The sequence below is a fragment of the Flavobacterium sp. UBA7663 genome, from assembly GCF_002483315.1.
GTDB lineage: Bacteria > Bacteroidota > Bacteroidia > Flavobacteriales > Flavobacteriaceae > Flavobacterium.
Genome location: NZ_DLHR01000020.1, coordinates 1 through 25577 on the forward strand (window position 1 = coordinate 1; position 25577 = coordinate 25577).

At 32.2% G+C, this 25577-nt stretch carries 22 protein-coding genes, 1 tRNA gene and 1 pseudogene; 11 read left to right on the plus strand and 13 right to left on the minus strand.

Translation table 11 applies throughout. The features are described from left to right. Positions 1 to 150 precede the first annotated feature (150 nt). The 4 genes and pseudogenes from B2741_RS09105 to B2741_RS09125 all read right to left on the minus strand — a co-directional run bounded on the left by B2741_RS09105 (position 151) and on the right by B2741_RS09125 (position 3537). Entirely contained in the window at positions 151 to 732 is a 582-nt protein-coding gene (locus B2741_RS09105) for an HNH endonuclease signature motif containing protein (RefSeq protein ID WP_291137917.1), read from the minus strand. Between the two features lie 116 nt (positions 733 to 848). Then, positions 849 to 1891: pseudogene (locus tag B2741_RS09115) on the minus strand (tyrosine-type recombinase/integrase). A gap of 274 nt (positions 1892 to 2165) precedes the next feature. Further along, a tRNA-Tyr gene (locus B2741_RS09120) sits at positions 2166 to 2247 on the minus strand. A 165-nt stretch (positions 2248 to 2412) separates the two neighbouring features. Beyond that, complete coding sequence (locus B2741_RS09125; RefSeq protein ID WP_291137923.1) at positions 2413 to 3537, minus strand: TlpA disulfide reductase family protein; 1125 nt, start codon at positions 3535 to 3537, stop codon at positions 2413 to 2415. 244 nt (positions 3538 to 3781) lie between these two features. Between B2741_RS09125 and rpsA the strand changes: the two genes are divergently transcribed. From rpsA to arsB, 5 genes are all read left to right on the plus strand, one after another. Further along, on the plus strand, positions 3782 to 5548 hold the full coding sequence (gene rpsA, locus B2741_RS09130; RefSeq protein ID WP_291138569.1) for a 30S ribosomal protein S1: 1767 nt from the start codon (positions 3782 to 3784) through the stop codon (positions 5546 to 5548). 105 nt (positions 5549 to 5653) lie between these two features. Further along, positions 5654 to 5977, plus strand: a complete 324-nt coding sequence (locus B2741_RS09135) for an ArsR/SmtB family transcription factor (protein ID WP_291137926.1) — start codon at positions 5654 to 5656, stop codon at positions 5975 to 5977. 36 nt (positions 5978 to 6013) lie between these two features. Continuing rightward, positions 6014 to 6490, plus strand: a complete 477-nt coding sequence (locus tag B2741_RS09140) for a DUF6428 family protein (protein WP_291137929.1) — start codon at positions 6014 to 6016, stop codon at positions 6488 to 6490. Between the two features lie 58 nt (positions 6491 to 6548). After that, a complete protein-coding gene (locus B2741_RS09145; RefSeq protein WP_291137932.1) occupies positions 6549 to 7157 on the plus strand; it encodes a protein-tyrosine-phosphatase in 609 nt (202 codons plus the stop codon). Between the two features lie 4 nt (positions 7158 to 7161). Then, positions 7162 to 8193 (plus strand): ACR3 family arsenite efflux transporter, encoded by a 1032-nt coding sequence (arsB, locus tag B2741_RS09150; protein WP_291137935.1) that lies wholly within the window; start codon positions 7162 to 7164, stop codon positions 8191 to 8193. A gap of 30 nt (positions 8194 to 8223) precedes the next feature. Here the strand turns inward: arsB and B2741_RS09155 are convergent, their stop codons facing one another. From B2741_RS09155 to B2741_RS09185, 7 genes are all read right to left on the minus strand, one after another. Next, positions 8224 to 9954: a T9SS type A sorting domain-containing protein gene (locus B2741_RS09155; RefSeq protein ID WP_291137938.1), complete on the minus strand. Its 1731-nt coding sequence runs from the start codon at positions 9952 to 9954 to the stop codon at positions 8224 to 8226. A gap of 153 nt (positions 9955 to 10107) precedes the next feature. After that, positions 10108 to 10365 (minus strand): DUF6952 family protein, encoded by a 258-nt coding sequence (locus B2741_RS09160; protein ID WP_291137940.1) that lies wholly within the window; start codon positions 10363 to 10365, stop codon positions 10108 to 10110. A 2-nt stretch (positions 10366 to 10367) separates the two neighbouring features. Then, the gene (locus B2741_RS09165) at positions 10368 to 10676 is read right to left on the minus strand and encodes a thioredoxin family protein (protein ID WP_291137943.1); all 309 of its coding nucleotides are present in this window, start codon (positions 10674 to 10676) and stop codon (positions 10368 to 10370) included. A gap of 81 nt (positions 10677 to 10757) precedes the next feature. Further along, positions 10758 to 11393 (minus strand): peroxiredoxin, encoded by a 636-nt coding sequence (locus B2741_RS09170; protein ID WP_291137945.1) that lies wholly within the window; start codon positions 11391 to 11393, stop codon positions 10758 to 10760. A 252-nt stretch (positions 11394 to 11645) separates the two neighbouring features. Beyond that, positions 11646 to 13826 (minus strand): catalase/peroxidase HPI, encoded by a 2181-nt coding sequence (gene katG, locus B2741_RS09175; protein ID WP_291137947.1) that lies wholly within the window; start codon positions 13824 to 13826, stop codon positions 11646 to 11648. 138 nt (positions 13827 to 13964) lie between these two features. Continuing rightward, on the minus strand, positions 13965 to 15422 hold the full coding sequence (gene nhaC, locus B2741_RS09180; RefSeq protein ID WP_291137950.1) for a Na+/H+ antiporter NhaC: 1458 nt from the start codon (positions 15420 to 15422) through the stop codon (positions 13965 to 13967). A 115-nt stretch (positions 15423 to 15537) separates the two neighbouring features. After that, positions 15538 to 16740: an aminotransferase class I/II-fold pyridoxal phosphate-dependent enzyme gene (locus B2741_RS09185; RefSeq protein ID WP_291137952.1), complete on the minus strand. Its 1203-nt coding sequence runs from the start codon at positions 16738 to 16740 to the stop codon at positions 15538 to 15540. Positions 16741 to 16921: 181 nt separating this feature from the next. On the opposite strand from B2741_RS09185, the gene B2741_RS09190 reads away from it, so the two are divergent. Both B2741_RS09190 and lpdA read left to right on the plus strand, forming a co-directional pair. After that, a complete protein-coding gene (locus tag B2741_RS09190) occupies positions 16922 to 17374 on the plus strand; it encodes an Lrp/AsnC family transcriptional regulator (RefSeq protein WP_291137955.1) in 453 nt (150 codons plus the stop codon). A 103-nt stretch (positions 17375 to 17477) separates the two neighbouring features. Next, positions 17478 to 18881: a dihydrolipoyl dehydrogenase gene (lpdA, locus tag B2741_RS09195; RefSeq protein ID WP_291137958.1), complete on the plus strand. Its 1404-nt coding sequence runs from the start codon at positions 17478 to 17480 to the stop codon at positions 18879 to 18881. An 84-nt stretch (positions 18882 to 18965) separates the two neighbouring features. Here lpdA and B2741_RS09200 read toward each other — a convergent pair whose 3' ends face one another. Then, positions 18966 to 19343, minus strand: coding sequence for a DoxX family membrane protein (locus B2741_RS09200; protein ID WP_291137961.1), 378 nt, complete (start codon positions 19341 to 19343; stop codon positions 18966 to 18968). 84 nt (positions 19344 to 19427) lie between these two features. Further along, a complete protein-coding gene (locus B2741_RS09205) occupies positions 19428 to 20321 on the minus strand; it encodes a DUF4349 domain-containing protein (protein ID WP_291137965.1) in 894 nt (297 codons plus the stop codon). Between the two features lie 184 nt (positions 20322 to 20505). Here B2741_RS09205 and B2741_RS09210 point away from each other — a divergent pair, with 184 nt between their 5' ends. Genes B2741_RS09210 through B2741_RS09225 form a run of 4 tightly spaced genes read left to right on the plus strand, consistent with a single transcriptional unit; the run spans position 20506 to position 25548 of the window. Beyond that, complete coding sequence (locus B2741_RS09210; RefSeq protein ID WP_291137968.1) at positions 20506 to 21789, plus strand: anthranilate synthase component I family protein; 1284 nt, start codon at positions 20506 to 20508, stop codon at positions 21787 to 21789. 43 nt (positions 21790 to 21832) lie between these two features. Next, positions 21833 to 22189: a four helix bundle protein gene (locus B2741_RS09215; RefSeq protein WP_291137970.1), complete on the plus strand. Its 357-nt coding sequence runs from the start codon at positions 21833 to 21835 to the stop codon at positions 22187 to 22189. A 33-nt stretch (positions 22190 to 22222) separates the two neighbouring features. After that, complete coding sequence (gene tilS, locus B2741_RS09220; protein WP_291137972.1) at positions 22223 to 23527, plus strand: tRNA lysidine(34) synthetase TilS; 1305 nt, start codon at positions 22223 to 22225, stop codon at positions 23525 to 23527. Beyond that, positions 23527 to 25548, plus strand: a complete 2022-nt coding sequence (locus B2741_RS09225) for a protein-disulfide reductase DsbD family protein (protein WP_291137974.1) — start codon at positions 23527 to 23529, stop codon at positions 25546 to 25548. Before tilS ends, B2741_RS09225 begins: the two co-directional genes overlap by 1 nt. The last annotated feature ends 29 nt before the right edge of the window (positions 25549 to 25577 follow it).

Here is a 25577-nt window from a genome sequence, read left to right on the forward strand (position 1 = left end):
TGAAGTAAAATGACACATAACGTTCCGGCGCTTGGCGAGGTTGCGAACTTCGGAACTATTTATTTTCTGTTAAAGATAAAATTTCTTGCGAAATGTAAACGTGAATTCACTACAAAATTCGCAATCTTGCCAAACGGCTGTTGTACACAGTTATTCTTTATAACGAATATTAAATATTTCAAATTTTTGTTGTAACTTTTTTATTACTTCGTAACCCATTTTTCTAGTTTCAGTGTCTAAACAAACTTTGAATAAATTATTTTCAATTTTCTCAATATAAACATTATATATTGATATTCTTGGATTTGAATTATATACAACATTTATATGTAAATCTTGATATTCAAATTCATCTTTTAAGGTTGCTATTTCAAACATTAAACTATATTCCCAATTAGTTTTTTTGTCAAAAGTAAATCTGATATCTTTTAAATTATTTTCTAGTTCTTCAACTTTTTGAGATAGTAGATTATTAAGGTTTAAAATGTCTTTATATATTTTCAAAGATTTTCTATCAATAACTTCTTTATGCGCCATTTTGTGGTGTTTATCACATAATAGTATTAAATTTTCAAGGGAATTATTTTCACGATTCAAATCTATGTGATGAATTTCAAGGTAAGTATGTTCATTGCATTCTTTAATTGTACATTTATGACCCGCATCTGTTTCGATTTTACGTCTTATCTCTGAAGAAATACTCGGTCTTTCGTTTTCGTAGTTTTTTTTCATAATTGTGTACAACTTGTATATATGCGATATAAAGTTTCGTATATACAACCATTTTTAGGTAGATAAACGAAGTTTTGTTTCGCTTTTTTAGTTAAATCAAATATATTAAATTTTTCTTACAAATCATCAAATGGACTTTTAATTTGTTGTATACTTTTTGTACTTACATGGGTGTAAATTTCAGTGGTTTTGCTACTGTTGTGGCCTAAAAGTTCCTGAATATAACGTAAATCAGTGCCGCTTTCAAGTAAATGAGTAGCATAGCTATGCCTCAACCAATGTAATGTAGCAGGTTTTGTAATACCGGTTTTTTTTAAGGCTTGTTTTAATATAAGCTGTAAACTTCTTGCATCATAAGGAGTTCCTTCTTTTTGACCTTCAAATAAAAAAGTCTTTGGTTTGTAAACTTTATAATAGTCTCTTAATAGCTCTAATATTTTAGGACTTAACGGAACAATTCTATCTTTTTTCCTTTAGAATTTTTTAGTAAAACTATATTTCTTTTAGAATCAATATGATGAGGTTGCAATGCTAGTAATTCCCCACATCTTAGCCCACAAGAATAAATTAAACTTAACATTGTTTTGTGTTTTTGGTTTGTGGGAGCAGAAATAATTGCTTTCACCTCTTCTTTACTCAAAACATTTGGCAACACTTTTTCTCTTTTTGGTCGATGTATTTTGTCAATTTCAATTGCAGTATCTTTCACAATTTTAAAATACAGTTTAATAGCATTCACAATCTGATTTTGATACGAAGAAGATAAATTGTGCTTTAAAATATAATCATTATTGTATAAAATAACATCTTCATTAGTAATGTCTTTTACCGCTTTTGTGTTACAAAAAGTTAAAAACGATTTTAAAGCTTCGCTATACGTGTTAATAGTGTTTGCGCTATAACGTTTTGATAAAAGATAGTGTTTAAAGGTCGCTATGCTTGCAATTCCTTCAACATTAGGAACTAAAGTATGAGCTAATGGAAGTTTAAAATGCAATCGATTAGCTTCAGTATCGGGTAAATGCCAGTATTTGTTATTTGGACTCCACCTTGCATCTTCAAAAGTTTTAATGCGAGCAATGTATTCCGTGTTTTTTTCAAAATAAACAGCAATTCTAGGTGTTCCTTTGTGAAGTAAAGTTTTGGCTTTCCAATTCATAATTAATGGCTTATATAAAAAACAAATATAATAAATAGAAATAGTTCTCTCAAAACAATTGTTAAAAAAAACGAGATACTAGGAAGATACTAGGTACATAAAGCGTACATAAAGTATAGATAGTGTATGCTTAGTGTATGAGGAGTGTATGCGTTAAGTATGCATAGTGTATGCCACAAGTATGGATACTATATAGATGAAGTATGCCAGAAGTAGGATGTAATCATATAAAACTAAAAGAAACAAAAAAAGCACCTCGTTAGAAGTGCTTTTGTGGGGAGAGCAGGATTCGAACCTGCGAAGATGTAATCAGCGGATTTACAGTCCGCCCTCGTTGGCCGCTTGAGTATCTCCCCAAGCCATCTTACTTATTTGTCTAAGCGGTTGCAAATATAGAATTGTTTTTTATTCCTGCAAAGATATTTTCTACAATTTTGTGTACTATTTTATAATGTTCTGTAAATGAAAAACATAAAAAAATCTCCCTAAGGAGATTTTTTAAAATATATTTAGTATTAAAATTATTTAACTCCTAAAAGTTCTTTTACTTTTGCTTTTAAAGCATCACCTCTAAGATCTTTTGCAACAATATTTCCTTTTGCATCTAAGATAAACGTAGCAGGAATAGATTGTACATTGTATTGTTTAGCAATAGGATCTTCCCAAAATTTAAGATTAGAAACATGTGACCAAACTAAACCATCTTTTGCAATTGCGTCTTTCCATTTGGTAGCATCTTTGTCTAAAGAAACTCCAATAATATTTAATCCTTGTGGGTGGAATTCATTGTATAAAGCTACAACATTTGGGTTTTCAGCTCTACATGGTCCACACCAAGAAGCCCAAAAATCAATGATCGTTACTTTTCCTAATGACTCTTTTAACGAAATGGTTTTTCCTTTAGGAGATGGAGCAGAAAAGTTAGGAGCTGGTTTTCCAATTACTATAGCTGACATTGAATCTAAAGCCGTTTTTATTTTTTTACCACTTTTAGTTTCTTTTACGTCTTTATCTAAGCCTTCAAAATATGATTTTATCTCTTCAGGAGTTAAATATTGTCTCATTAAAAAGTTCTCCAATAATAAAACAGATAAATAAGCATCTGGATTTTCTTTTATGAATTTTTTAGAATAGTCGTTCATTTCGTTTTGAAATTTTTTGTATTCTTTCAAAAGCTTGTTAATAGTAACTGTGTCATTACTCATCTGAGCTTTTTGCATTTCAGGTCCGTTATCTTTTTCAAATTTTGCTACCTTTTCAGAAATAGCTCTCGATTCGGTATTGAACTTCTGAAATTTATCATTGTTTGGAGTTCCTCCTAAAGTTGACTTATGTAAAGAATCTTTAACAATATTGATTTCAATTTTACCTTCTTCTAATATTAAAGGCAAATTAATTTGTTCGTTTTCAATGCGGATAAATCCTAAATCAATTTCTTCAGTTATTCCTTTAAGCTCAAATTTACCATCTGTAACAACTGCTGTATCTTTGGCTAACGTTCCAGTCTCGGTTTGTACTTCTATAAAAACTTTTTTACCATTTTCAATTCCATTCGCAGTTCCCGAAATAAGAAATTCATTATCTTTTAGATTGTTACATGCTACAAACAAAAGAGCAGAAGTAATAATAAATACTATTTTTTTCATTTTAATTGATTAAATTTTGGCAAATGTATTTAAAATAAATCAGTTACAAAACATAAATAAATGTTAGAGTTGCAATAAAAACTTGGCTTTAAAGTTTTGTCAATCAAAAATATAATTGTAATTTTGCGCACCTTTTGGCGGATAGCGTTTCCATTAGGTATCAATCATTTATGTAAAACACTGCTGTTGTTTTCTATTCGCATTAAGAAACGCTAGAAACATGGCATACAAATTTTTAATCAGCATGTCTGAAATTAACAAAACACAAGAAGAGTTTTTAGCGAATTTTAACTGGCATAACTTCCAAGAAGGAATTGACCCAGTAGATGAAAAAAACTTACAAGAATTCGAAGAATTAGTAACTAAAACATTCATCGCTACTGATCAAGAAGAAGTTGTAGAAGGAGTTGTAGTTAGAATTACTGAAAGAGACGCAATCGTTGATATCAACGCTAAATCTGAAGGTGTTATTTCTTTAAACGAATTCCGTTACAATCCTAACTTAAAAGTTGGTGATAAAGTAGAAGTATTAATCGACGTTCGTGAAGACAAAACAGGTCAGTTAGTATTATCTCACAGAAAAGCTAGAACTATCAAAGCATGGGATAGAGTTATTTCTGCTAACGAAACAGGAGAAATCGTTAACGGTTTCGTTAAATGTAGAACTAAAGGTGGTATGATTGTAGATGTTTTCGGAATTGAAGCATTCTTACCAGGTTCTCAAATTGATGTGAAACCTATCCGTGATTACGATCAATATGTGAACAAAACTATGGAATTTAAAGTTGTAAAAATCAACCACGAATTCAAAAACGTAGTAGTATCTCACAAAGCGCTTATCGAAGCTGATATTGAAGTACAGAAAAAAGAAATCATTGGTCAATTAGAAAAAGGACAAGTATTAGAAGGTGTTGTTAAAAACATTACTTCTTACGGTGTGTTTATCGACTTAGGTGGAGTAGATGGATTAATCCATATTACTGACTTATCTTGGTCAAGAATCAATCACCCAAGCGAAGTTCTTGAGTTAGATCAAAAATTAAACGTTGTAATCCTTGATTTCGATGATGAGAAAACAAGAATCCAATTAGGTTTAAAACAATTAAACGCTCATCCTTGGGATGCTTTAGGAGCTGAATTAAAAGTTGGTGATAAAGTTAAAGGAAAAGTTGTTGTTTTAGCTGATTACGGTGCTTTCATCGAAGTTGCTGAAGGTGTAGAAGGTTTAATCCACGTTTCTGAAATGTCATGGTCTACTCACTTAAGAAGTGCTCAAGATTTCATGAAAATTGGTGACGAAGTAGAGGCAGTTGTTTTAACTCTTGATAGAGACGAAAGAAAAATGTCTTTAGGTATCAAACAAATGACGCAAGATCCATGGACTGATATCACTGCTAAATACCCAGTAGGTTCTAAACACACTGGAATCGTTAGAAACTTCACTAACTTCGGAATTTTCGTAGAGTTAGAAGAAGGTATCGACGGTTTAGTATATATCTCTGATTTATCTTGGACTAAGAAAATCAAACACCCATCTGAATTTGTAAATGTAGGTGATAAATTAGACGTAGTTGTTTTAGAATTAGACGTTGAAGGTCGTAAATTATCTTTAGGTCACAAACAAACTACTGCTAATCCTTGGGATAAATACGAAGATGCATTCGCTGTTGGAACTATCCACAACGGAACTATCGCTGAAATCGTTGACAAAGGAGCTACTGTGGAATTTGGTGACGATATCGTTGCTTTCATTCCTACACGTCACTTAGAAAAAGAAGACGGTAAAAAATTGAAAAAAGGAGATACTGCTGACTTTAAAGTTATCGAGTTCAATAAAGAATTCAAAAGAGTAGTAGCTTCTCATACAGCTATCTTCAGAGAAGAAGAAGAGAAAAACGTTAAAACTGCAGTTGAAACTACATCAAATAGTTCAGCTCAAACATCTACTTTAGGTGATAACAACGATATTCTTGCTGAATTAAAAGCTAAAATGGAAAAAGGAGGTAAATAATCTCTGATTTTCTAAATATTTTAAATCCCGAAAGAAATTTCGGGATTTTTTATTGTGTAATATATTTGTTTATCGTAATATTGCAATATAATAATTTATAAAATTATGGGAGCATCAAAATCAGAATTCTTTTCAGTAGAGCAAAATGAAATAGCAACGTTATTCAAAGCCTTATCACATCCAGCTCGTATTGCTATTGTTGACTATTTGTTAACCGTTGACACTTGTATTTGTGGTGATATTGTAAACGAACTGCCTTTAGCGCAACCAACAATCTCGCAACATCTAAAAGAATTAAAAAATGCTAATATCATTAAAGGAACCATCGAAGGAACCGCTATTTGTTACTGTATTAATCCAGATACAATTGATAAAATAGAAAATCATTTTGGCATGATTCGTCATAAGTTAAAAAATAAATGTTGTTAGCTAATCACTTTTTACTAATCACTAATTACTCAAAAAATGAAATTATCAGAAATCAAATCCGAACTAAAAAAACTTTCTCAAATAGCTTTTCAATTACCTAATGGTGATTTAGTGCCAAATCATTTTCATGTAACGGAAGTAGGTAAAATCACGAAACATTTCATCGATTGTGGTGGAACAGTTCGCACAGAAGAAGTCGCAAACTTCCAACTTTGGGAAGCTAATGATTATGATCATAGATTACATCCTGAAAAATTGGTTCATATTATCGAATTGTCGGAAGCTAAATTGCAAATCCCAGATTTAGAAATCGAAGTCGAATATCAAATGAAGGAAACTATCGGAAAATTCAGTTTAGATTTCGACGGAATTAACTTCCAATTAAAGTCAAAATTAACCGATTGTTTAGCAAAAGACAATTGCGGTATTCCACCAGAAAAACTAAAAGTTAAAATAGGCGAGTGGAAACCAAAAGAAACGTCTTGTTGTACACCAGATTCAGGTTGTTGTTAATTTTTTAATTTAAAAAGAGCTAATCACTAATTACTTTTCATCATTCACTCAAATAATTATGTTAGAAAATTTATCAAAAACCATAGAATCTATTGCTAAAATTGCAGTTTCAAATGAACGAAAAGAGGTTTTGCAACCCTTAGCAGATTACATTCAAAATAAGATCAATGCTAACGAAGAAATTCGACTAAATTTCATTTGTACGCACAATTCCAGAAGAAGTCATTTGTCGCAAATTTGGGCACAAACGATGGCATTTCAATTCGGGATCAAGAATGTTTTTTGCTATTCTGGTGGAACGGAAGCTACGTCTATGTTTTCAAAAGTGGGTGAAACCTTAGTCAATCAAGGTTTTCAAATTCAAAAGTTAAGTCAAGAACAAAATCCAGTTTACGCTGTGAAATTTGATGACAATCAACACCCAATCATCTGTTTTTCAAAAGCGTATTTCGATGATTTTAACCCGAAAACTAACTTTGGAGCCATCATGACGTGTAATAATGCCGACGAAGGTTGTCCAATGGTTTTTGGTGCAGAAGCCAGATTTCCAATCAAATACGACGATCCAAAAGCATTTGATGGAACTGATTTAATGAACGAAAAATATGCTGAACGTAGTTTGCAAATTGCAAGCGAAATGTTTTTTGTGTTTTCTCAAATAAAATAATACTATGAAAAAACGATTAGGATTTTTAGACCGTTATCTAACACTTTGGATTTTCTTAGCGATGTTAATTGGAGTAGGAATAGGTTATTTAATTCCCAATTCAGCTGATTTTATTAATTCATTTTCATCTGGAACTACCAATGTTCCGTTGGCAATTGGTTTGATTTTAATGATGTATCCGCCCTTAACCAAAATTGATTTTTCTAAAGTGCCTCAAATGTTTGAAAAGCCAAAGTTATTATCAGCTTCGTTTTTCATCACTTGGATTGTCGGACCATTTTTGATGTTCTTATTAGCGACATTCTTTTTAAAAGATTATCCAGAATACATGATGGGATTAATTATAATAGGAATTGCACCTTGTATTGCGATGGTTATTGTTTGGAATGAACTTGCCGAAGGAAACCGTGAATTAACAGCAGGTTTAATCGGAATCAATAGTTTGTTACAAGTGTTTTTCTTTAGTTTGTATGCTTATTTCTATTTGGAAATCATGTTGCCTTTATTCGGAATTAAAGGTTTAGAATTAAATATCACTATTTTAGAGATTGCTCAAACGGTTGGAATTTATTTAGGCATTCCGTTTGCTTTGGCTGTGATTAGTCGTTATGTAATTAAAAAATATTTGGGTGATAAATTTTTTAATCAAAAGTTCATTCCTTTTGTTTCACCAATAACGTTGATTGCATTACTTTTTACTATTGTAGTCATGTTCAGTTTGAAAGGAGAAATGATTGTTGATTTACCAATGGATGTGGTTCGTATTGCTATTCCATTAGTGATTTTCTTTACAATTATGTTTTTCTTGATGTTTTTTGTTGCTAAGAAAATCGGTGCTAATTATCGCGATGCTGTAGCATTATCGTTTACTGCTTCTGGAAATAATTTTGAATTAGCCATCGCAGTTTCAATAGGTGTTTTCGGAATTAATAGCGGACAAGCGTTTGCAGGAGTTATTGGGCCTTTAGTGGAAGTGCCTGCTTTGATAATTTTGGTAAATGTGGCGTTTTGGTTGAAGAAGAAATATTACAAATAAAAAAAACGCTCTTAAATAGAGCGTTTTTTTTTATTCTTTAATCACTTTTATCGTTTTCTGTTCCAAATCGTTTTCTAATACAATTAAGTAAATTCCGCTTTCTAAACCAGTTAAATCTAACGTATTTGAAGTCGCGTTTTCAAAAGATTTAGAATCAATTAATTGACCTAATATACTATAAATACTTGCTTTGGTTAAACTGATGTTATCTAAATGTAAAACATCTTTAACTGGATTTGGATGATAGTTAAATGAAGCAAAACTGTTATCATCAGCACTTAAAGTAGTCGTAATATTAAATTGATATGGTGTTTGGTAGTTGGTATTTGTTGGACTTGTACTCGTTAATCTCAAAAAATAATCACCAGGAGTAAGAGTTCTTGTAAAACTTAAAGTATTTCCACTATTATTTTGAGGTGTGCCAACTGCTGAACCAGTTGAGTCTAAAATAGTCCCATTCATTGAAGATGTAACAATGCTACTTACAGAAACCACAGCGTTAACATTATCTGTTACTGTAAATTTAAAGAAATCATTGTCAGCATTTGTAGGGTTTTGAACTGTTGTATAACCAATATAGTCTTTATTTGTACTTATTCCATATGCTAACTCTTTTACATTTGGCTCGTCCAAACCTTGCATTTGTTGGTAGTAGTATCCAGGTAATTCGGTGTGATTTTCAATAAAATCAAATCCCGAAACATAATAAAACAATTTAGCTGGATAAGTTAAGCTTGGATAATAATGGTTAAAATTTGAAGATGGTTCAGAAACAACACCATCTGTTGTGCCACCTGTAATTCTTCCAATAACACACGAAAAGTCAATTAAATTGTCAATTGACTTTTGGTTTAATCCTTGAACGTTTTCCCCAATAATTCCATTACAGTTTACATCATAATTGTAAAAATCAGCACCTGTTAAATGTTCGTTCATGTTGGATGAATTATTTACTTCCATACCTCCAAATAAAAATCTACCTTGATCACCACTGTAATAATAAGTTGTTTTTAAATCACGAATAGCTTCAGAACGTGTTTGAATTCCGCCAAACCAACCTAGTCCGCTATCACTTGCATTACTTCCTCCATGCGGTGTACCTAAAGTTAATAATTTTGCTACGTGATGTTGGTTGTCTGCTTGCCAATTGTAAGAGTTTTGAATGTATTCTCTTGAAGCCAGACCACCCATACTATGACCAACTAAAATCACTTTATCTTTTCCAGTAACTTCCATTACTCTTTTAACTGCAACTTTTACTGCAGCTCCTTGTTTTGCTACAGCAGATTGATTACTCAAAACGGTAGTGCCAACAGCTCCATTTGGATCTACATTAAAATTTACATAATAATAATCACCATTTTGAACGAATGATTCAAATGCTGCTATATCAGCTCCAGCGGTAGGAAAAAAGTTTTTGTTTGTGGTGGCATTGTTGTTGTCTGCATTCAAGCAAAAGTCAAAACGACCACCGTATGTAAAAGAATATTGTGTATCATAATAATCTGTAGCATCGTTCCAAGTTTCCGAACTTGAATTTAATCCATGGATAAAAATAATAGGATAAGGTAATTTGCTTTCAAAAACTCGATTTGTAGTGTTTTGAATTGGAGTTTTTAGTGGAAATATACTATCGTTTCGATATTCAAAATATTCAAATTCAGCTGGTCTTGGTTTGAATTCGATTCTTTGAGCTTGTGAAAAGCTTATTGATGAAATAAATAAAAAGGCAAATGATGCGACAAGAGTAATTTTATTCATACACACTATTTTTAATTTAATAATGTGCAATATATAAATAAATTGTTAAATTACTATGAATGCATACAATTTTTGTGTGATTTGAATATTAAAATGAAAAAAGCTCTATGTTTATCACATAAAGCTTAATATATTCATTCTTTTGAAAGGGTATTATTTGTCTATCGAACCTAAAACACGCTTCATAAAATCGTTTAAAGCGGTTTTTTTATCAGTTCCGTTTTTGATGGCTTGATGTACTTCAAGTGCTCCATACATATTCGAAATTAACTCAGCAATTACATCTAATTCTTCATCTTTTAAAGAAGAAACTTCACAAAGGTTTTCTAGAACTTCGATAGTTTCCACTAAATAATCCTGATCGTTATCTTCAATAAATTGAGTTAACTGTTTTATAACGGGTAATTTCATAACTAAATTACTTCTGCTACTAATTCCGCTAGAACTTCAGCTTTATTAGTTTGCGTTTGATTAACTAATATACCATTTTTGAAAGTAGCAAACGTTGGTAAATTATCCACTTTTGCTAATTTTCTTGATTCTGGAAATTTTTCTGCATCAACCACTAAGAAAGGAATTGATTCGTTTTGTGAAGCCATCATTTTGAATTTTGGTTTCATAATACGGCAATTTCCACACCATGAAGCTGAGTATTGAACCACAACTGTTTCGTTGTTTGCAATTACTTCCGCTAAATTATCTTGTTCTATTTCTGTAAACATAGTTTTAAAATTTCAATTTCAATAGCAATATCAAATCTCAATAAAATGATTTTTGATATTGCTATTGATTTTTGTTATTGATTAGTGAGAAGCTAAATAAGCAGCAGTACTGTTTCTATCAGCACTCATTGCTTCTTTTCCTTCTTCCCAGTTAGCTGGACAAACTTCACCTTTAGTTTGAACGTGAGTGTAAGCATCAATTAATCTTAAATACTCGTTTACGTTTCTTCCTAATGGCATATCGTTAACGCTTTCGTGGAATACTTTTCCTTCTTCGTCAATTAAATATGTCGCTCTGAAAGTAACATTTGAACCTTCTAAGATTTCATCATTTAAGTCTTCATTGTAAACCCATTCTGCATCTAAAATATCTAAAGCAGCAGCCAAGTTTCTTGTTGTATCAGCTAAAAGCGGGTACGTTACACCTTCGATTCCACCGTTATCTTTTGCTGTGTTTAACCACGCAAAGTGTACTTCATTAGTATCACATGAAGCACCAATAACTGTAGTGTTTCTTTTTTCAAATTCTTGTAATGCTGCTTGAAAAGCGTGTAATTCTGTTGGGCATACGAAAGTAAAATCTTTTGGATACCAAAATAAAATTACTTTTTTCTTGTTGTTAACCGCTTCTTCTAAAATATTGATTCTTAAGTTATCTCCCATAAAAGAGATTGCGTCAACTGTAATGTTTGGGAATTTTTTTCCTACTAATGCCATGGTTTTTTATTTAAAAATTATTATTGTTTTTCTGAGTGCGAAATTACAAATACAATAGCTAATAAATCATGATATTTATTATATTTTTAAATATTTGAATAGATAAAATTTATGAGAAAAAATCTTATAAAATTTCCTGCTTTTTAAAAATGACTTTAAAATTAAGTAAATTAAAAATTTAGTGATATAAAAAAATAATACCATCAAAAAAATGATGGTATTATTAGAAAAACAATAATAAATATGGAAATTTTATTTTAAATCAAATCGGTCTAAGTGCATTACTTTTGTCCAAACATTGATAAAATCTTTTGCAAATTTTTCTTTGTTATCATCTTGAGCATACACTTCTGCATAAGCCCTTAAAACAGAATTGGAACCAAAAATTAAATCAACTCTTGTAGCTGTCCATTTTGTTGCACCTGATTTTTTATCTATAATATTGTACAGGTTTTCGCCAACTGGTTTCCAACTATAACTCATATCGGTTAGATTTACAAAGAAGTCATTGGTAAGAACACCTTCGTTATGTGTGAAAACACCATGTTTTGTTCCGCCGAAGTTAGTGCCAAGAACACGCATTCCACCAATTAAAACAGTCATTTCTGCTGCGGTTAATCCAAGAAGTTGCGCTTTGTCTAACATTAATTCTTCAGGTTGTACTACATAGTTTGATTTCATAAAGTTTCTAAACGCATCATTTGTAGGTTCTAAAACTTCGAAAGATTCTGCATCCGTCATTTCTTGCGTAGCATCGCCACGTCCTGCGTGGAACGGAACTTTTACATTGAATCCACCTTCTTGAGCCGCTTTTTCAATCGCAGCGCTTCCTCCTAAAACAATTAAATCCGCAATACTTACTTTTTTCGATAAACCAGCCTGAATTTCGACTAATTTATTTAAAACTTTTTGTAATCTTTCAGGTTCGTTGGCTACCCAACTTCTTTGAGGTTGTAGGCGGATTCTTGCTCCATTTGCACCACCTCTAAAATCTGAACCTCTAAATGTTCTTGCGCTATCCCAAGCGGTGTTGATTAATTCAGCTCTTGTTAATCCACTGTTTAATAATTTTACTTTTAAATCTTCGATTTCTGAATCTGACAAAGTGTAATCTACAGTTGGAACTGGATCTTGCCAAATTAAATCTTCAGCAGGAACATCCGCTCCTAAATAACGTTCTTTTGGACCTAAATCTCTGTGTGTTAATTTGAACCAAGCTCTTGCAAATACATCTGAAAAATAAGCAGGATCTTTATAAAAACGTTCCGAAATTTCTCTGTAAGCTGGATCCATTTTCATAGCCATATCAGCATCGGTCATAATAGGGTTTCTTCTTACAGATGGATTATGAGCATCAATTGGCATGTCTTCTTCCTTGATGTTGATTGGTTCCCATTGCCAAGCACCAGCTGGACTTTTCTTTAATTCCCAATCATAATTTAATAATAAATGGAAATATTCATTATCCCAACGAGTAGGGTGGGTTGTCCAAGAACCTTCTAATCCACTTGTTACAGTATTTGCACCGCCGCCGTTTGGATTTAACCAACCAAAACCTTGATTTTCAATAGCACCTGCTTCTGGTTCTGGACCTAATGTAGAAGCATCACCATTTCCGTGAGCTTTTCCTACGGTGTGACCTCCAGCGGTTAAGGCTACGGTTTCTTCATCGTTCATTGCCATTCGTTTGAATGTGATACGAACATCATGTGCTGTTTTTAATGGGTCGGGTTGCCCGTCAACTCCTTCAGGGTTTACATAAATTAATCCCATCATTACGGCTGCCAATGGATTTTCTAAATCTCTTTCTCCTGAGTAACGACTTCCTTTACCACCAGATTTTTGCAACCATTCTTTTTCTGCACCCCAATACACATCTTTTTCGGGATGCCAAATATCTTCACGACCACCAGCGAATCCGAAAGTTTTTAATCCCATTGATTCGTATGCCATATTTCCGGCTAAAATCATTAAATCAGCCCAAGAAATTTTATTTCCATATTTCTTTTTGATAGGCCATAATAATCTTCTTGCTTTATCTAAGTTTCCATTATCTGGCCAACTGTTTAAAGGTGCAAAACGAATGTTTCCAGTTCCTGCGCCTCCTCGACCATCTGAAATTCTGTAAGTTCCTGCAGAATGCCAAGCCATACGAATCATTAATCCACCATAGTGTCCCCAATCAGCTGGCCACCAATCTTGGCTATTGGTCATAAAGGTTTTTAAATCATTCTTTAGTGCTTCTAAATCTAATTTTTTAAATTCTTCGGCATAATTAAAATTTTCACCTAACGGATTTGTTTTGGTATCGTGTTGGTGAAGAATATCTAAGTTGAGCGATTTTGGCCACCAATCTTGATTCTTTACACCATCACTTAATCCTTTTTGGTTTTGATGAAAAGGGCATTTGCTAATGTCGTTTGAGTTTTCCATATTCAATAATTTTAATTTATAATTGTAAGTGTTTGTTTTCTAATTTTCTACACTTGCTAATTTACAAATAAAAAAACCACTACTTGATTTAAGTAATGGTTAAATTTTATTTAAAAATAGATTTTATTGATAGTTTATCTATTCTTTGATACTTGAAACTAATTGTTTGATTTTGATATTGAATGCTGCAAAAATTAAGGTCATAAATGGACTGATGATATTAAAGAATGCATATGGTAGATAATCAAGAGTTGAAACACCTAAAGTTCCTGCTTGATAAGCTCCACAAGTATTCCAAGGTACTAAAACTGAAGTTACGGTTCCAGTGTCTTCTAACGTTCTACTTAAGTTTTCAGGGGCTAATCCTTTATCTCTATAAGCTTTTGCAAACATTTTCCCAGGAACTACAATCGCTAAATATTGATCAGAAGCTGTAATGTTTAATGCTAAACAACTTCCAACAGTTGAAGCGAATAAACCAAAAGTTGTATGCGCTAATTTTAATAATGATTCACTAATTCTTGCTAAAGCACCAATAGCGTCCATGATTCCACCAAAAACCATAGCACAAAGAATTAACCAAATTGTAGGTAGCATTTTTGCCATACCACCTGAAGTGAATAAATCAGCAAGTGTTTTGTTTTCTGTAGGAACAACCACTTTTGATGTAATTGCATCCATTACACCTTTATAAGCTGACTTAAAATCCATTGTTTCAACACCAGCAATTTGATTGATAATTTGAGGTTGAAAAATTACAGCAAAAATTCCTGCTAATAATGTTCCTACTAATAAAGCCACTAACGGCTCTGTCTTTTTTACAATTAATCCAATTACAATTATTGGAACTAAAAATAACCAACCCGAAACATTAAATGAAGTGGTAATTGCTGTTAATAGTTCATTCGTATTTACATCACCTTTTACTTCAATAGAAAGGCCTAAAATAATAAATAAAATTAGTGTTATAATGTATGTTGGAATAGTTGTTAATGTCATGTATTTGATGTGCGTAAACAAATCAGTTCCAGCCATAGCAGGAGCAAGGTTGGTTGTGTCTGACATTGGTGATAATTTATCTCCAAAATAAGCTCCCGAAATTACAGCTCCGGCCACCATTCCTAAATCAAAGCCTAAAGCGCCTCCAATTCCAATTAAAGCAATACCAACAGTTGCCGATGTGGTCCAAGAACTCCCTGTTGCAATTGAAATTACCGAACAAATAATTAATGTTGCTGGTAAAAAAATTGCTGGACTTAATATTTGTAATCCGTAATAAATCATTGAAGGAATAATACCACTTACCATCCAAGTTCCAGCAAGAGCACCAACCATTAGTAGAATTAAAATAGCGCCAGCGGTAGATTTAATATTGTTTGCTACTTCATCTAACATTTTATGAAAGGAAACTTTATTAAAATACCCCATAATTGCTGCTACTGCACCACCTAAAAGTAAAACAAATTGATTACTTCCGCCTAAAGAAGCATCTCCATATATAAATACGTTAAATGCTAACATTCCAATTAATGCGACTACTGGAATTAATGCTTCCCAAAGTTTTAATTCTTTATTATTATTGATTTTTGTATCCATTTAGTTTTGTTTGAGCTTGCAATATAGAAAAATCATATTTTACAACAAAGTATCGTTAAAATAAAAAATCCGATTCATTGCTAAATCGGATTTTTGAAAAATTATTTTGATGGAATTATAAAACACCTAATTCAACCATACATTGTCTCATCATTTGGTAAGTTCTTTCGATGTCATTGTCTAAACCAATTGAAAAACGAATTAAACCATCAGTTAAACCCATTTCTGCTTGTTCTTCTAATGGAATTTCTGATGAAGTTGAAGTTCCAGGAGCACTAAATAACGTTTTGTAAAACCCTAAACTTACTGCTAAGTATCCTAAGTTTCTTTCTTGCATTAATTCCATTAGCGCATTCGCTTTGTCTAAACTTCCTACGTCAATTGTCATCATTCCTCCAAAACCATATTCTGGATTAATCATGCTTTTGTAAATTTCATGACTTGGGTGACTTGCTAAACCTGGATAAACTGTTTTAATTCCGTCTGCTTCAAATTTGTTAGCCAAATACATTGCGTTGTGGCTGTGTTGTTTCATTCTGATGTGTAAGGTTCTTAAGTTTTTCATCACAGAAGCCGAACGCAAACTATCCATTGTTGGACCTAAAAGCATGCTTGCTCCGTCGTTTACATTTTTTAAACTGTTGATGAATTCTTGAGAAGCACATGTTACACCACCAACCGTATCACTACTTCCGTTGATGTATTTCGTTAATGAATGAATCACGATATCTGCACCCAATTTTGCTGGAGCGACTGATAAAGGTGAAAATGTATTGTCAACTACTAATTTGATATTATGTTTTTTAGCAATTTTTGCCAATGAAGCAATATCGGCAACTTCTAATAAAGGATTACTTACGGTTTCGCAGTATAAAACTTTTGTGTTTGGTGTAATAGCAGCTTCAACTACATCTAATTTTGTAATGTCAACAAATGTAGTTTTGATGCCCATTCTTGGAACAAAATTCTTTAAAAAGGCATAAGTACCACCATAAATTGTTCTACTTGAAACGATATGATCTCCATTTCCACATAATTGTAAAAGAGTAGGAGTAATAGCACCCATTCCAGAAGCAGATACATTTGCTGATTCTGTTCCTTCCATAGCGGCCAAAGCTTTATCTAAGTATAAATTACTTGGCGAAGAATGGCGTGAATATAAATAACAACCCTCTGCATTACCTTCGAAAGTATCGAACATGGTTTTTGCTGAAAGAAAAGTGTAAGTTGAACTATCTGAAATCGATGGATTTACACCACCGAATTCTCCGAAATATTGTAAATCTTGAATACGATCTGCTGGATTGAAATTTTCCATATTTTTAATGTTTAGTTGTTTATTTTAAATCAAAAATAGAATTATGTAAATTATTATTCAATAGTAATTGATTAAATTGGTTTTTTATTCTATTTTTGTTTTAATTTATAGTTTTTAATTCTATTTTTTATTCGATTTCATTACATTTGCCGATAACAATAAACAACAACACAACTAATCAATGGACGCAATCGACAAAAAACTTCTTGGATTACTTCAAGAAGACACAAAAAAAACTACAAAAGAACTTTCAATGGTTCTGAATCTTTCAGTAACCGCGGTTTATGAGCGAATCAAGAAATTGGAAAGAGAAGGAGTTATTAGCAAATATGTTGCAATTTTAGACAGAAATAAGGTTGAAAAAGCCTTTGTTGTCTTTTGTCATATTAAGTTAATTCAGCACACTAAAGATTTAATTCACACTTTCGAAAGTGAAGTAATTAAATTAGATGAAGTTTTAGAATGTTTTCACGTAAGTGGCGATTATGATTACATTTTAAAAGTACATGTTAAAGATATGGATGAGTTTCGTGAATTTATGGTTACTAAACTTACTGGATTAAAACATATTGGAAGTACTCATAGTTCATTCATGATTGGAGAAGTTAAAAATACGACTGCTTTTACTTTGTAAGAAACACCTATAATAATTTACCAAAAAAGTAACAAATAATTAATTCAAAAAGCGTTACTTTTGTATCCGAATTTAAGTCAAACAACAAACTTTATATAAAATCATGAGTCAATTTGATGTAACCATTATAGGTTCTGGACCTGGAGGATATGTTTCAGCTATCCGTTGTGCCCAATTAGGTTTTAAAACTGCTATTATTGAAAAATATTCAACTCTTGGAGGAACTTGTTTAAACGTGGGATGTATTCCATCGAAAGCGTTATTAGCATCTTCTCATCATTACGAAGAGTTACAACACTTTGCTGACCATGGAATTGAAGTTTCGGGTGATGTAAAAGTAAATCTTGAAAAAATGATTGCTCGTAAACAAGCGGTTGTTGATCAAACTTCGGGTGGTGTAAAATTCTTAATGGATAAAAATAACATCACAGTTTTCAATGGAGTGGGGTCGTTTGAAAGCGCTACTTCTGTAAAAGTAACTAAAGAAGATGGTTCTTCGGAAATCATCGAATCAAAAAATATTATCATTGCTACAGGTTCTAAACCTTCAAGCTTACCTTTTATCAAATTAGATAAAGAAAGAATCATCACTTCTACTGAAGCTTTGAAACTGAAAGAAGTTCCAAAACACTTAGTAATTATTGGTGGTGGTGTTATCGGAATCGAATTAGGTCAAGTATATTTACGTTTAGGAGCGCAAGTTTCTGTAGTAGAATTCATGGACAGAATCATACCAGGAATGGACGCAGCTTTATCAAAAGAACTGACTAAAGTGATGAAAAAACAAGGAATGAAATTCTACACGTCTCACAAAGTACAATCTGTAGAAAGAGCTGGAGATGTTGTAACGGTTAAAGCAGAAAATGCTAAAGGAGAAATCATCACGTTAGAAGGTGATTATTCATTAGTTTCTGTGGGTCGTCGTCCTTATACAGATGGTTTAAACGCTGAAAAAGCAGGTGTAAAAGTTACGGATAGAGGTCAAATTGAAGTAAACGATCATTTACAAACATCGGCTTCAAATGTTTATGCAATTGGTGACGTAGTTCGTGGAGCGATGTTAGCGCACAAAGCAGAAGAAGAAGGAGTAATGGTTGCTGAAATTTTAGCTGGACAAAAACCACATATCGATTATAATTTAATTCCAGGCGTAGTGTACACTTGGCCAGAAGTTGCAGCTGTTGGAAAAACAGAAGAGCAATTAAAAGCAGAAGGTGTAGCTTACAAAGCAGGAAGTTTCCCATTTAAAGCCTTAGGAAGAGCTAGAGCAGGAGGAGATACTGACGGTTTTGTAAAAATCTTAGCTGATGCCAAAACAGATGAAGTTTTAGGTGTTCACATGATTGGAGCAAGATGTGCTGATTTAATCGCAGAAGCAGTTACAGCTATGGAATTTAGAGCAAGCGCAGAAGATATTTCAAGAATGTCTCACGCACACCCAACATTTGCAGAAGCAATCAAAGAAGCAGCATTAGCAGCTACAGATAATAGAGCATTACACGTGTAATTAAGATAAGTTATCATGTTATCATACTAAAAATCCCAAATTTCATTTGAAATTTGGGATTTTTTATTTTAGTTTTATTTAATATTATGGTTTTACAATTTCTTTAAAACCATCCCAATTAGCATAAATTAAAAACACATTGGCAAATAAGATTCCTGCTGCCATTGGAATATCTGTACCTGTAACAACCACGTGAATTAGAAAAATATTGATGCTTATTGGTAATAAAACGATGGTTCCAAGGCGAACAAACTTACCGCTTACTAACATTAATCCAGCTAATAACTCAATAGCTTTCGCTACCGGGAAAATGTATTTTGAAGCCATGAAACCTGTCATTAGCGTAGCTAAATCACCTGTTGGTTCTGGTTGTTCTGGACCAAGTTTAAAAAAATAAGAAATAGAAGCAAAAAGCATCATAGCTCCTAAAAGTACTCGAACAATAATAGTTGCAATTTTCATAATTTAAATAGTTTTTTGGTTAGTTATTTCAAATATAGTAAATTAATTAAATAAAAAACCACCGGTTTCCCGATGGCTTATTTCTTATTTTTTCAAAAACTTCTTATAGCCTAAGAATCCTAAAAATCCAATTAACATAAACGGCCAAAGCACAACAACAAACGAAATAATATGTTCCAAAATAAACCAACCCGTTTTTATACTATCCCAAATTTGTAACCCAATATTTGGTCGGTAAGCGTTGATACTTTTTTCATTAGCCACCATTTCTTGTTTGATGCTTTCGTCTTGGTAAATGTTTAGCGTTAAAGTACTAAAGTTCACTTGGTCTTGTAATGATAAATTCTGCAATTTTGAAGCATCATTTTGTTCTTTTTTTGCATCTAAGGTTTCCTCAGCTTTTACAATTTGATTCAGTTTCTTTCCTTTAGAATCAATTGCATTTTCCAAACGCTTTTCAGATGAATTACTTCGTTTTTGTGCCAATTCATTAGATAACATTTGTAACGAAACATCATCTGTTTTAATAATTCGATAATCTAAAAAATGAATTTGTTTCGCTATGGTTTTAATCACGGTATCCATTTTGGTATTCGGAACACGAATCGTGATGTTATTATCTACTTTATATTTTGTAGTCACTAAAGTGCTATCCTGACTCACTTTGGTTCGGTCTTCGTTATGAATATTACTTTGTAGGTTTGTGTACGTTACAAATCCACCAAATTTCGTTGTTGCATCTTCAATGGCATAAGTCGATTTGGCGACATTCTTGACTTTAAATTTCACATCCGCCGTTCGGACAAATTTTCGATTGCTGTTTTTGTCAACAACAGCTGCCGAAGAGGAAACAATACTTGTGCTATCGGTTGCTACATTTTCTGAATAATCTGCTGATTCTTCAGCTACACTTTCTTTACAAGCTACTACTAAACCAAGCGCTAGCAAAGTCAATACGATTTTGGTGTTTTTGTTCATAAAAATTCATTTTTAAAGTTATTGATTAATTGTTTTTAATACGTGTAGTTTTAGAATCAATACAAATGAATTTTTAATTGGTTAGTTGTAGAGGCAAGAATAAAAATCGTGCCAAATTTTAACATTTGAACCATTTTCCAACAACTATTTTTTTGTTGTACTTTTACGAAGTAAATTTTACAATTTGAGAACAGTAATTACAAAAGATATTTCGTCCTTTTCCAACTTTAAAAACCAACTTTTGCATTGGGCCAACCAACACAGAGAAGTTGTTTTTTTAGATTCGAATTCCTATCATCAAAAGTATTCGAGTTACGATTCGGTTTTGGCGATTGATGCTTTTACTTCGATTAAAACCGATTACGAAAATGCGTTTCAAGATTTGTATCAGTACCAAAGTCAAACGAAAGATTGGTTGTTTGGTTATTTGTCTTACGATTTAAAAAATGATACCGAAGCTTTACATTCCAATAACTTTGACGGATTAGAATTTCCCGATTTGTTTTTCTTCCAACCTAAAAAGTTGTTTTTAATAAAGGAAAATCAAGTTGAAATTCAATATTTACGAATGTGCGATGACGAAATAGAAACTGATTTCGAAGAAATAACACAGTGTTCAGTGTTCAGTATTCAGTCCTCTGATGTTGAAATTCAACAGCGTATCACAAAAGAAAATTACCTTTCTAAAGTTTCAAAAATGCTCGAACACATTCATCGTGGCGACATTTACGAAGCGAATTTTTGCATGGAATTCTATGCCGAAAATGCTCAAATCGAACCTCTGGAAATCTATCAAAAACTGAATGTGATTTCTGAACCACCATTTGCGGTGTACTTTAAGAATAATTTTCAATACTTGCTTTCAGCTTCACCTGAACGTTATTTACGAAAAGAAGGTTTAAAAGTCATTTCCCAACCTATAAAAGGAACAGCCAGAAGAAGTTTCGATTTAGAACAAGACGAACAATTAAAATCTGATTTAGCTCAAAACGAAAAAGAACGTTCTGAAAACATCATGATTGTCGATTTAGTTCGAAACGATTTATCGCACACTGCTACAAAAGGAAGTGTTCAAGTAGAAAAATTGTGTCAGATTTATACGTTTAAGCAAGTCCACCAGATGATTTCAACAATTGTTTCAGAAGTAGAAAATACAACTTCACCAATTGAAATTCTGAGAACCACTTTTCCTATGGGAAGCATGACTGGCGCACCAAAGATTTCAGCTATGCAAATCATTGAAGAATTGGAAGAAACAAAGCGCGGATTATACAGTGGAGCAGTGGGTTATTTTACTCCAAATGGAGATTTCGATTTTAATGTGGTTATTCGAAGTATTTTGTATAATTCGAAAAATCAATATTTATCTTTTTCTGTTGGAAGCGCTGTAACTTCTCAAGCAATTCCTGAAAATGAGTATGAAGAATGTTTGCTAAAGGCAAAAGCGATGTTTGAGGTTTTAAGCTAGGCAAAAGCAATAAGGGATTAGGCAAAAGTAAAAAACAATAAATATGAAAAGTTATAGAGATTTAATAGTTTGGCAAAAATCGATGAGTTTGGTTACATTAGTTTATTCTCTAACATCAAAAATTCCTGAAAGTGAAAAGTTTGGATTGATTTCACAAATTAAAAGAAGTTCAGTTTCTATTCCTTCTAATATAGCAGAAGGTTATGGTAGAAATTACAAAAAAGATTATTCAAGATTTTTGCAGATTTCAAGAGGTTCTTTGTTTGAATGTCAAACGCAAATTGAAATTGCAATAAATTTAGGTTTTATTTCAAGAGAAGATTGTAAAGAAATTAATGATTTGTCTATTGAAATCGAAAAAATGCTAAATTCACTAATAAATAAATTATCACAAAACTAATCCCTTTTCCCTTTTTACTAATTACTTTTGAGAATGCTCGCAAAATTCCAACATCATATCGAACAAAATTTCTTCCAACTGAAAGACAAGAAATTGCTCTTAGCAGTTAGTGGAGGCGTTGATAGTATGGTTTTGTTGGATTTGTTTTATAAGTTGAGGTTTGATATTTGCGTAGTACATTGTAATTTTCAACTTCGTGGAAAAGAGAGCGATGCAGATGAAATGTTGGTTAGGGAAACTTGTCAAGACAGATTTATTCCTTATTTTATTGAATCGTTTGATACACTCAAATTTTCTAAAGAAAACAAACTTTCCATTCAATTAGCCGCTCGAAAGTTGCGTTATGATTGGTTTCAAGAAATTATTTCACTTGGATTTGATTATGTGTTAACTGCGCATCATTTAGATGACAATGTAGAAACGTTTTTAATCAATTTTATCAGAGGAACTGGTTTAGAAGGTTTAACGGGAATTCCAGCTCAAAATAAGAAAATTGTTAGACCATTATTACCGTTTTCAAGAGAAGAAATTGAAAACTATGCACAACAAAATAAAATTCGATGGCGAGAAGATTCGAGTAATGCTTCCGATAAATATTTTAGAAATAAATTACGTCACAATATTGTACCCACTTTAAAAGAATTGAATACAGGATTTTTAGATTCGTATCAAAATACAATAAACCATTTACAACAAGCGGAATCTTTGGTAGATGACGCTTCTAAATTAGTTTATGAGAAAGTTGTTGAAGTAAATGAAAATCAAGTAGAAATTCATTTGAATTCATTGCTTCAATTCAAAAATTACAAAGCGTATTTGTACCAATGGTTGAAAGAGTATGGATTTTCAGCTTGGAATGATATTTATGATTTGGTCGAAGCACAATCAGGAAAGCAAGTATTTTCTGAAACTCATGTTTTGTTGAAAGACCGAGAAAAATTAATCCTTTCCGAGAGAAAATCATCAAATAATTCGGCAGTTTTTATCATCGAATCAATAGAAAGTAAAGTTAATATTCCCTTAAAACTTACGTTTAACAAAGTAGTTAACATTTTTGAAACAGTTTCCAATTGTATATTTGTAGATGAAAATAAGATCAAATTTCCATTAACGATTCGAAAATGGCAAGAAGGTGATTATTTTTATCCATCAGGAATGAACGGAAAAAAGAAATTGAGTAAGTATTTCAAAGACGAAAAATATTCACTTTTTGATAAAGAAAACCAATGGTTATTATGTTCGGAAGACCAAATTATTTGGGTAATTGGAAAAAGAGCAGATAATCGGTTTAGAGCAACAGAAACAACTCAACAAATTATAAAAATAGAAGTTATATAATGAAAAAACTTACCTACATTTTATTATTATTTACCTTTTTTGCACAAGGTCAAGTTATAAATCCAGTAAAATGGAAAACCAAAGTAGTTCAAAAATCAGAAACAGAATTTGAATTGGTTATGGATGCTACTATTGAAAATGAATGGCACATGTATTCGCAATTTACACCAGAAAACGGACCACTTCCAACTGTTTTTGATTATAAAAATGCAAAAGGAAACTTCGATTTAGTTGGAAAAACCAAAGAGAGTCCATATAAAAAAGTATACAATGATATTTTTGAAGTTGACGAATATTATTTTGCTAAAACGGCTCAGTTTAAGCAAGTAATCAAAGTTACAAATACAAAACTTAAAGAAGTTAAAGTATATGTGGAATACCAAGTTTGTAAAGAACAATGTATTCAGCAAGATGCTACATTTACTTTTAAATTGCCTGAAATAAAAACAACTGATGTAGAAGTTTTACCTGTTTCAGATGTAAATGCAATTGATTCGACTTCTCAGAATGAAAACATTGATAAAGAAGCAACAACAGAAGTAAAGAAAGAACCTGTAGCTGATCAATCAGAAAATGCCACTCAAGAAGAGGAAAAGAAAAGCTTATGGGGAATTTTCATTTTAGCCTTTTTAGGTGGATTTGCAGCTTTACTTACGCCTTGTGTATTCCCAATGATACCAATGACAGTAAGTTTCTTTACAAAACAAAGTAAAACCAAAGCAGCTGGAATTCGTAATGCTTTTATTTATGGAATTTCTATCATCATTATTTACGTTGGTTTAGGTATGCTAATTACGGCACTTTTTGGAATAGATTCTTTAAATGCGTTATCGACTAATGTATGGTTTAACTTGATATTTTTTGTAATTCTAATCGTTTTTGCGGCTTCATTTTTAGGAGCATTTGAAATTGTTTTACCTAATTCATTTTTAAATAAAATCGACAGACAAGCTGATAGAGGTGGAATCATCGGAATCTTCTTTATGGCATTAGCCTTAGCGGTTGTTTCGTTTTCATGTACTGGACCAATTGTAGGTTCCTTATTAGGTGAATCAGCAAGACAAGGTGGAATAGGGCCAATAGTTGGAATGTTAGGTTTTTCATCTGCCATTGCGTTGCCTTTTATGTTGTTTGCTATGTTTCCAGGTTGGATGAATTCATTGCCTAAATCAGGTGGATGGTTAAATACGGTTAAAGTGTCATTAGGATTTTTAGAATTAGCTTTTGCTTTCAAATTTTTATCTAATGCCGATTTAGTTTTACAAACACATTTATTAGAAAGAGAAGTGTTTTTAGCAATTTGGATTGCTGTTTTTGGAGCTTGGGCATTATATCTTTTCGGGAAATTAATCTTGCCTCACGATAGTCCAATGACACATATTTCAGTGGGAAGATTATTTGTTGCTTTATTTGTTACAACATTTACCATTTATTTAATTCCTGGATTATGGGGAGCACCACTAAAAATATTGAGCGGATTTACACCACCAATGACTTATAGCGAAAGTCCATATGGAGTTGGTTATCAAAATACAGTTAGTTCTGGAGTTTCTTCTGAATCTGCTTTACCAGAAAACGCTCATATTGGTCCATTAGGAATAACGGCATTTCATGATTATGAAGAAGGTTTAGCTTATGCGAAAAAAGTAAATAAACCTGTTTTATTAGATTTCACAGGACATGCATGTGCCAATTGTAGAAAAATGGAAGAAAATGTGTGGTCTGATGCTGAAATTTTAAAAATCTTAAAAAATGAGATTGTACTGATTTCGTTATACGGTGATGATCAACGCGAATTACCAAAAGAAGAGCAATATGTTTCTAAATCAAGAAGTGAAGTTACTACCATTGGAAAAAAATGGAGAGAGTATCAAATAGAAAGATACAACATTAATGCCCAACCTTATTACGTAGTTTTAGATGCTGAAGGTAAGGATATTTCGAAGCCAGTTGGTTATACGCCAGATGTTGAAGAATATAAAACTTGGTTAAAAGAAGGTATTTCAAAATTCAAAAAATAAATCAAATCCCGAGCAATCGGGATTTTTTA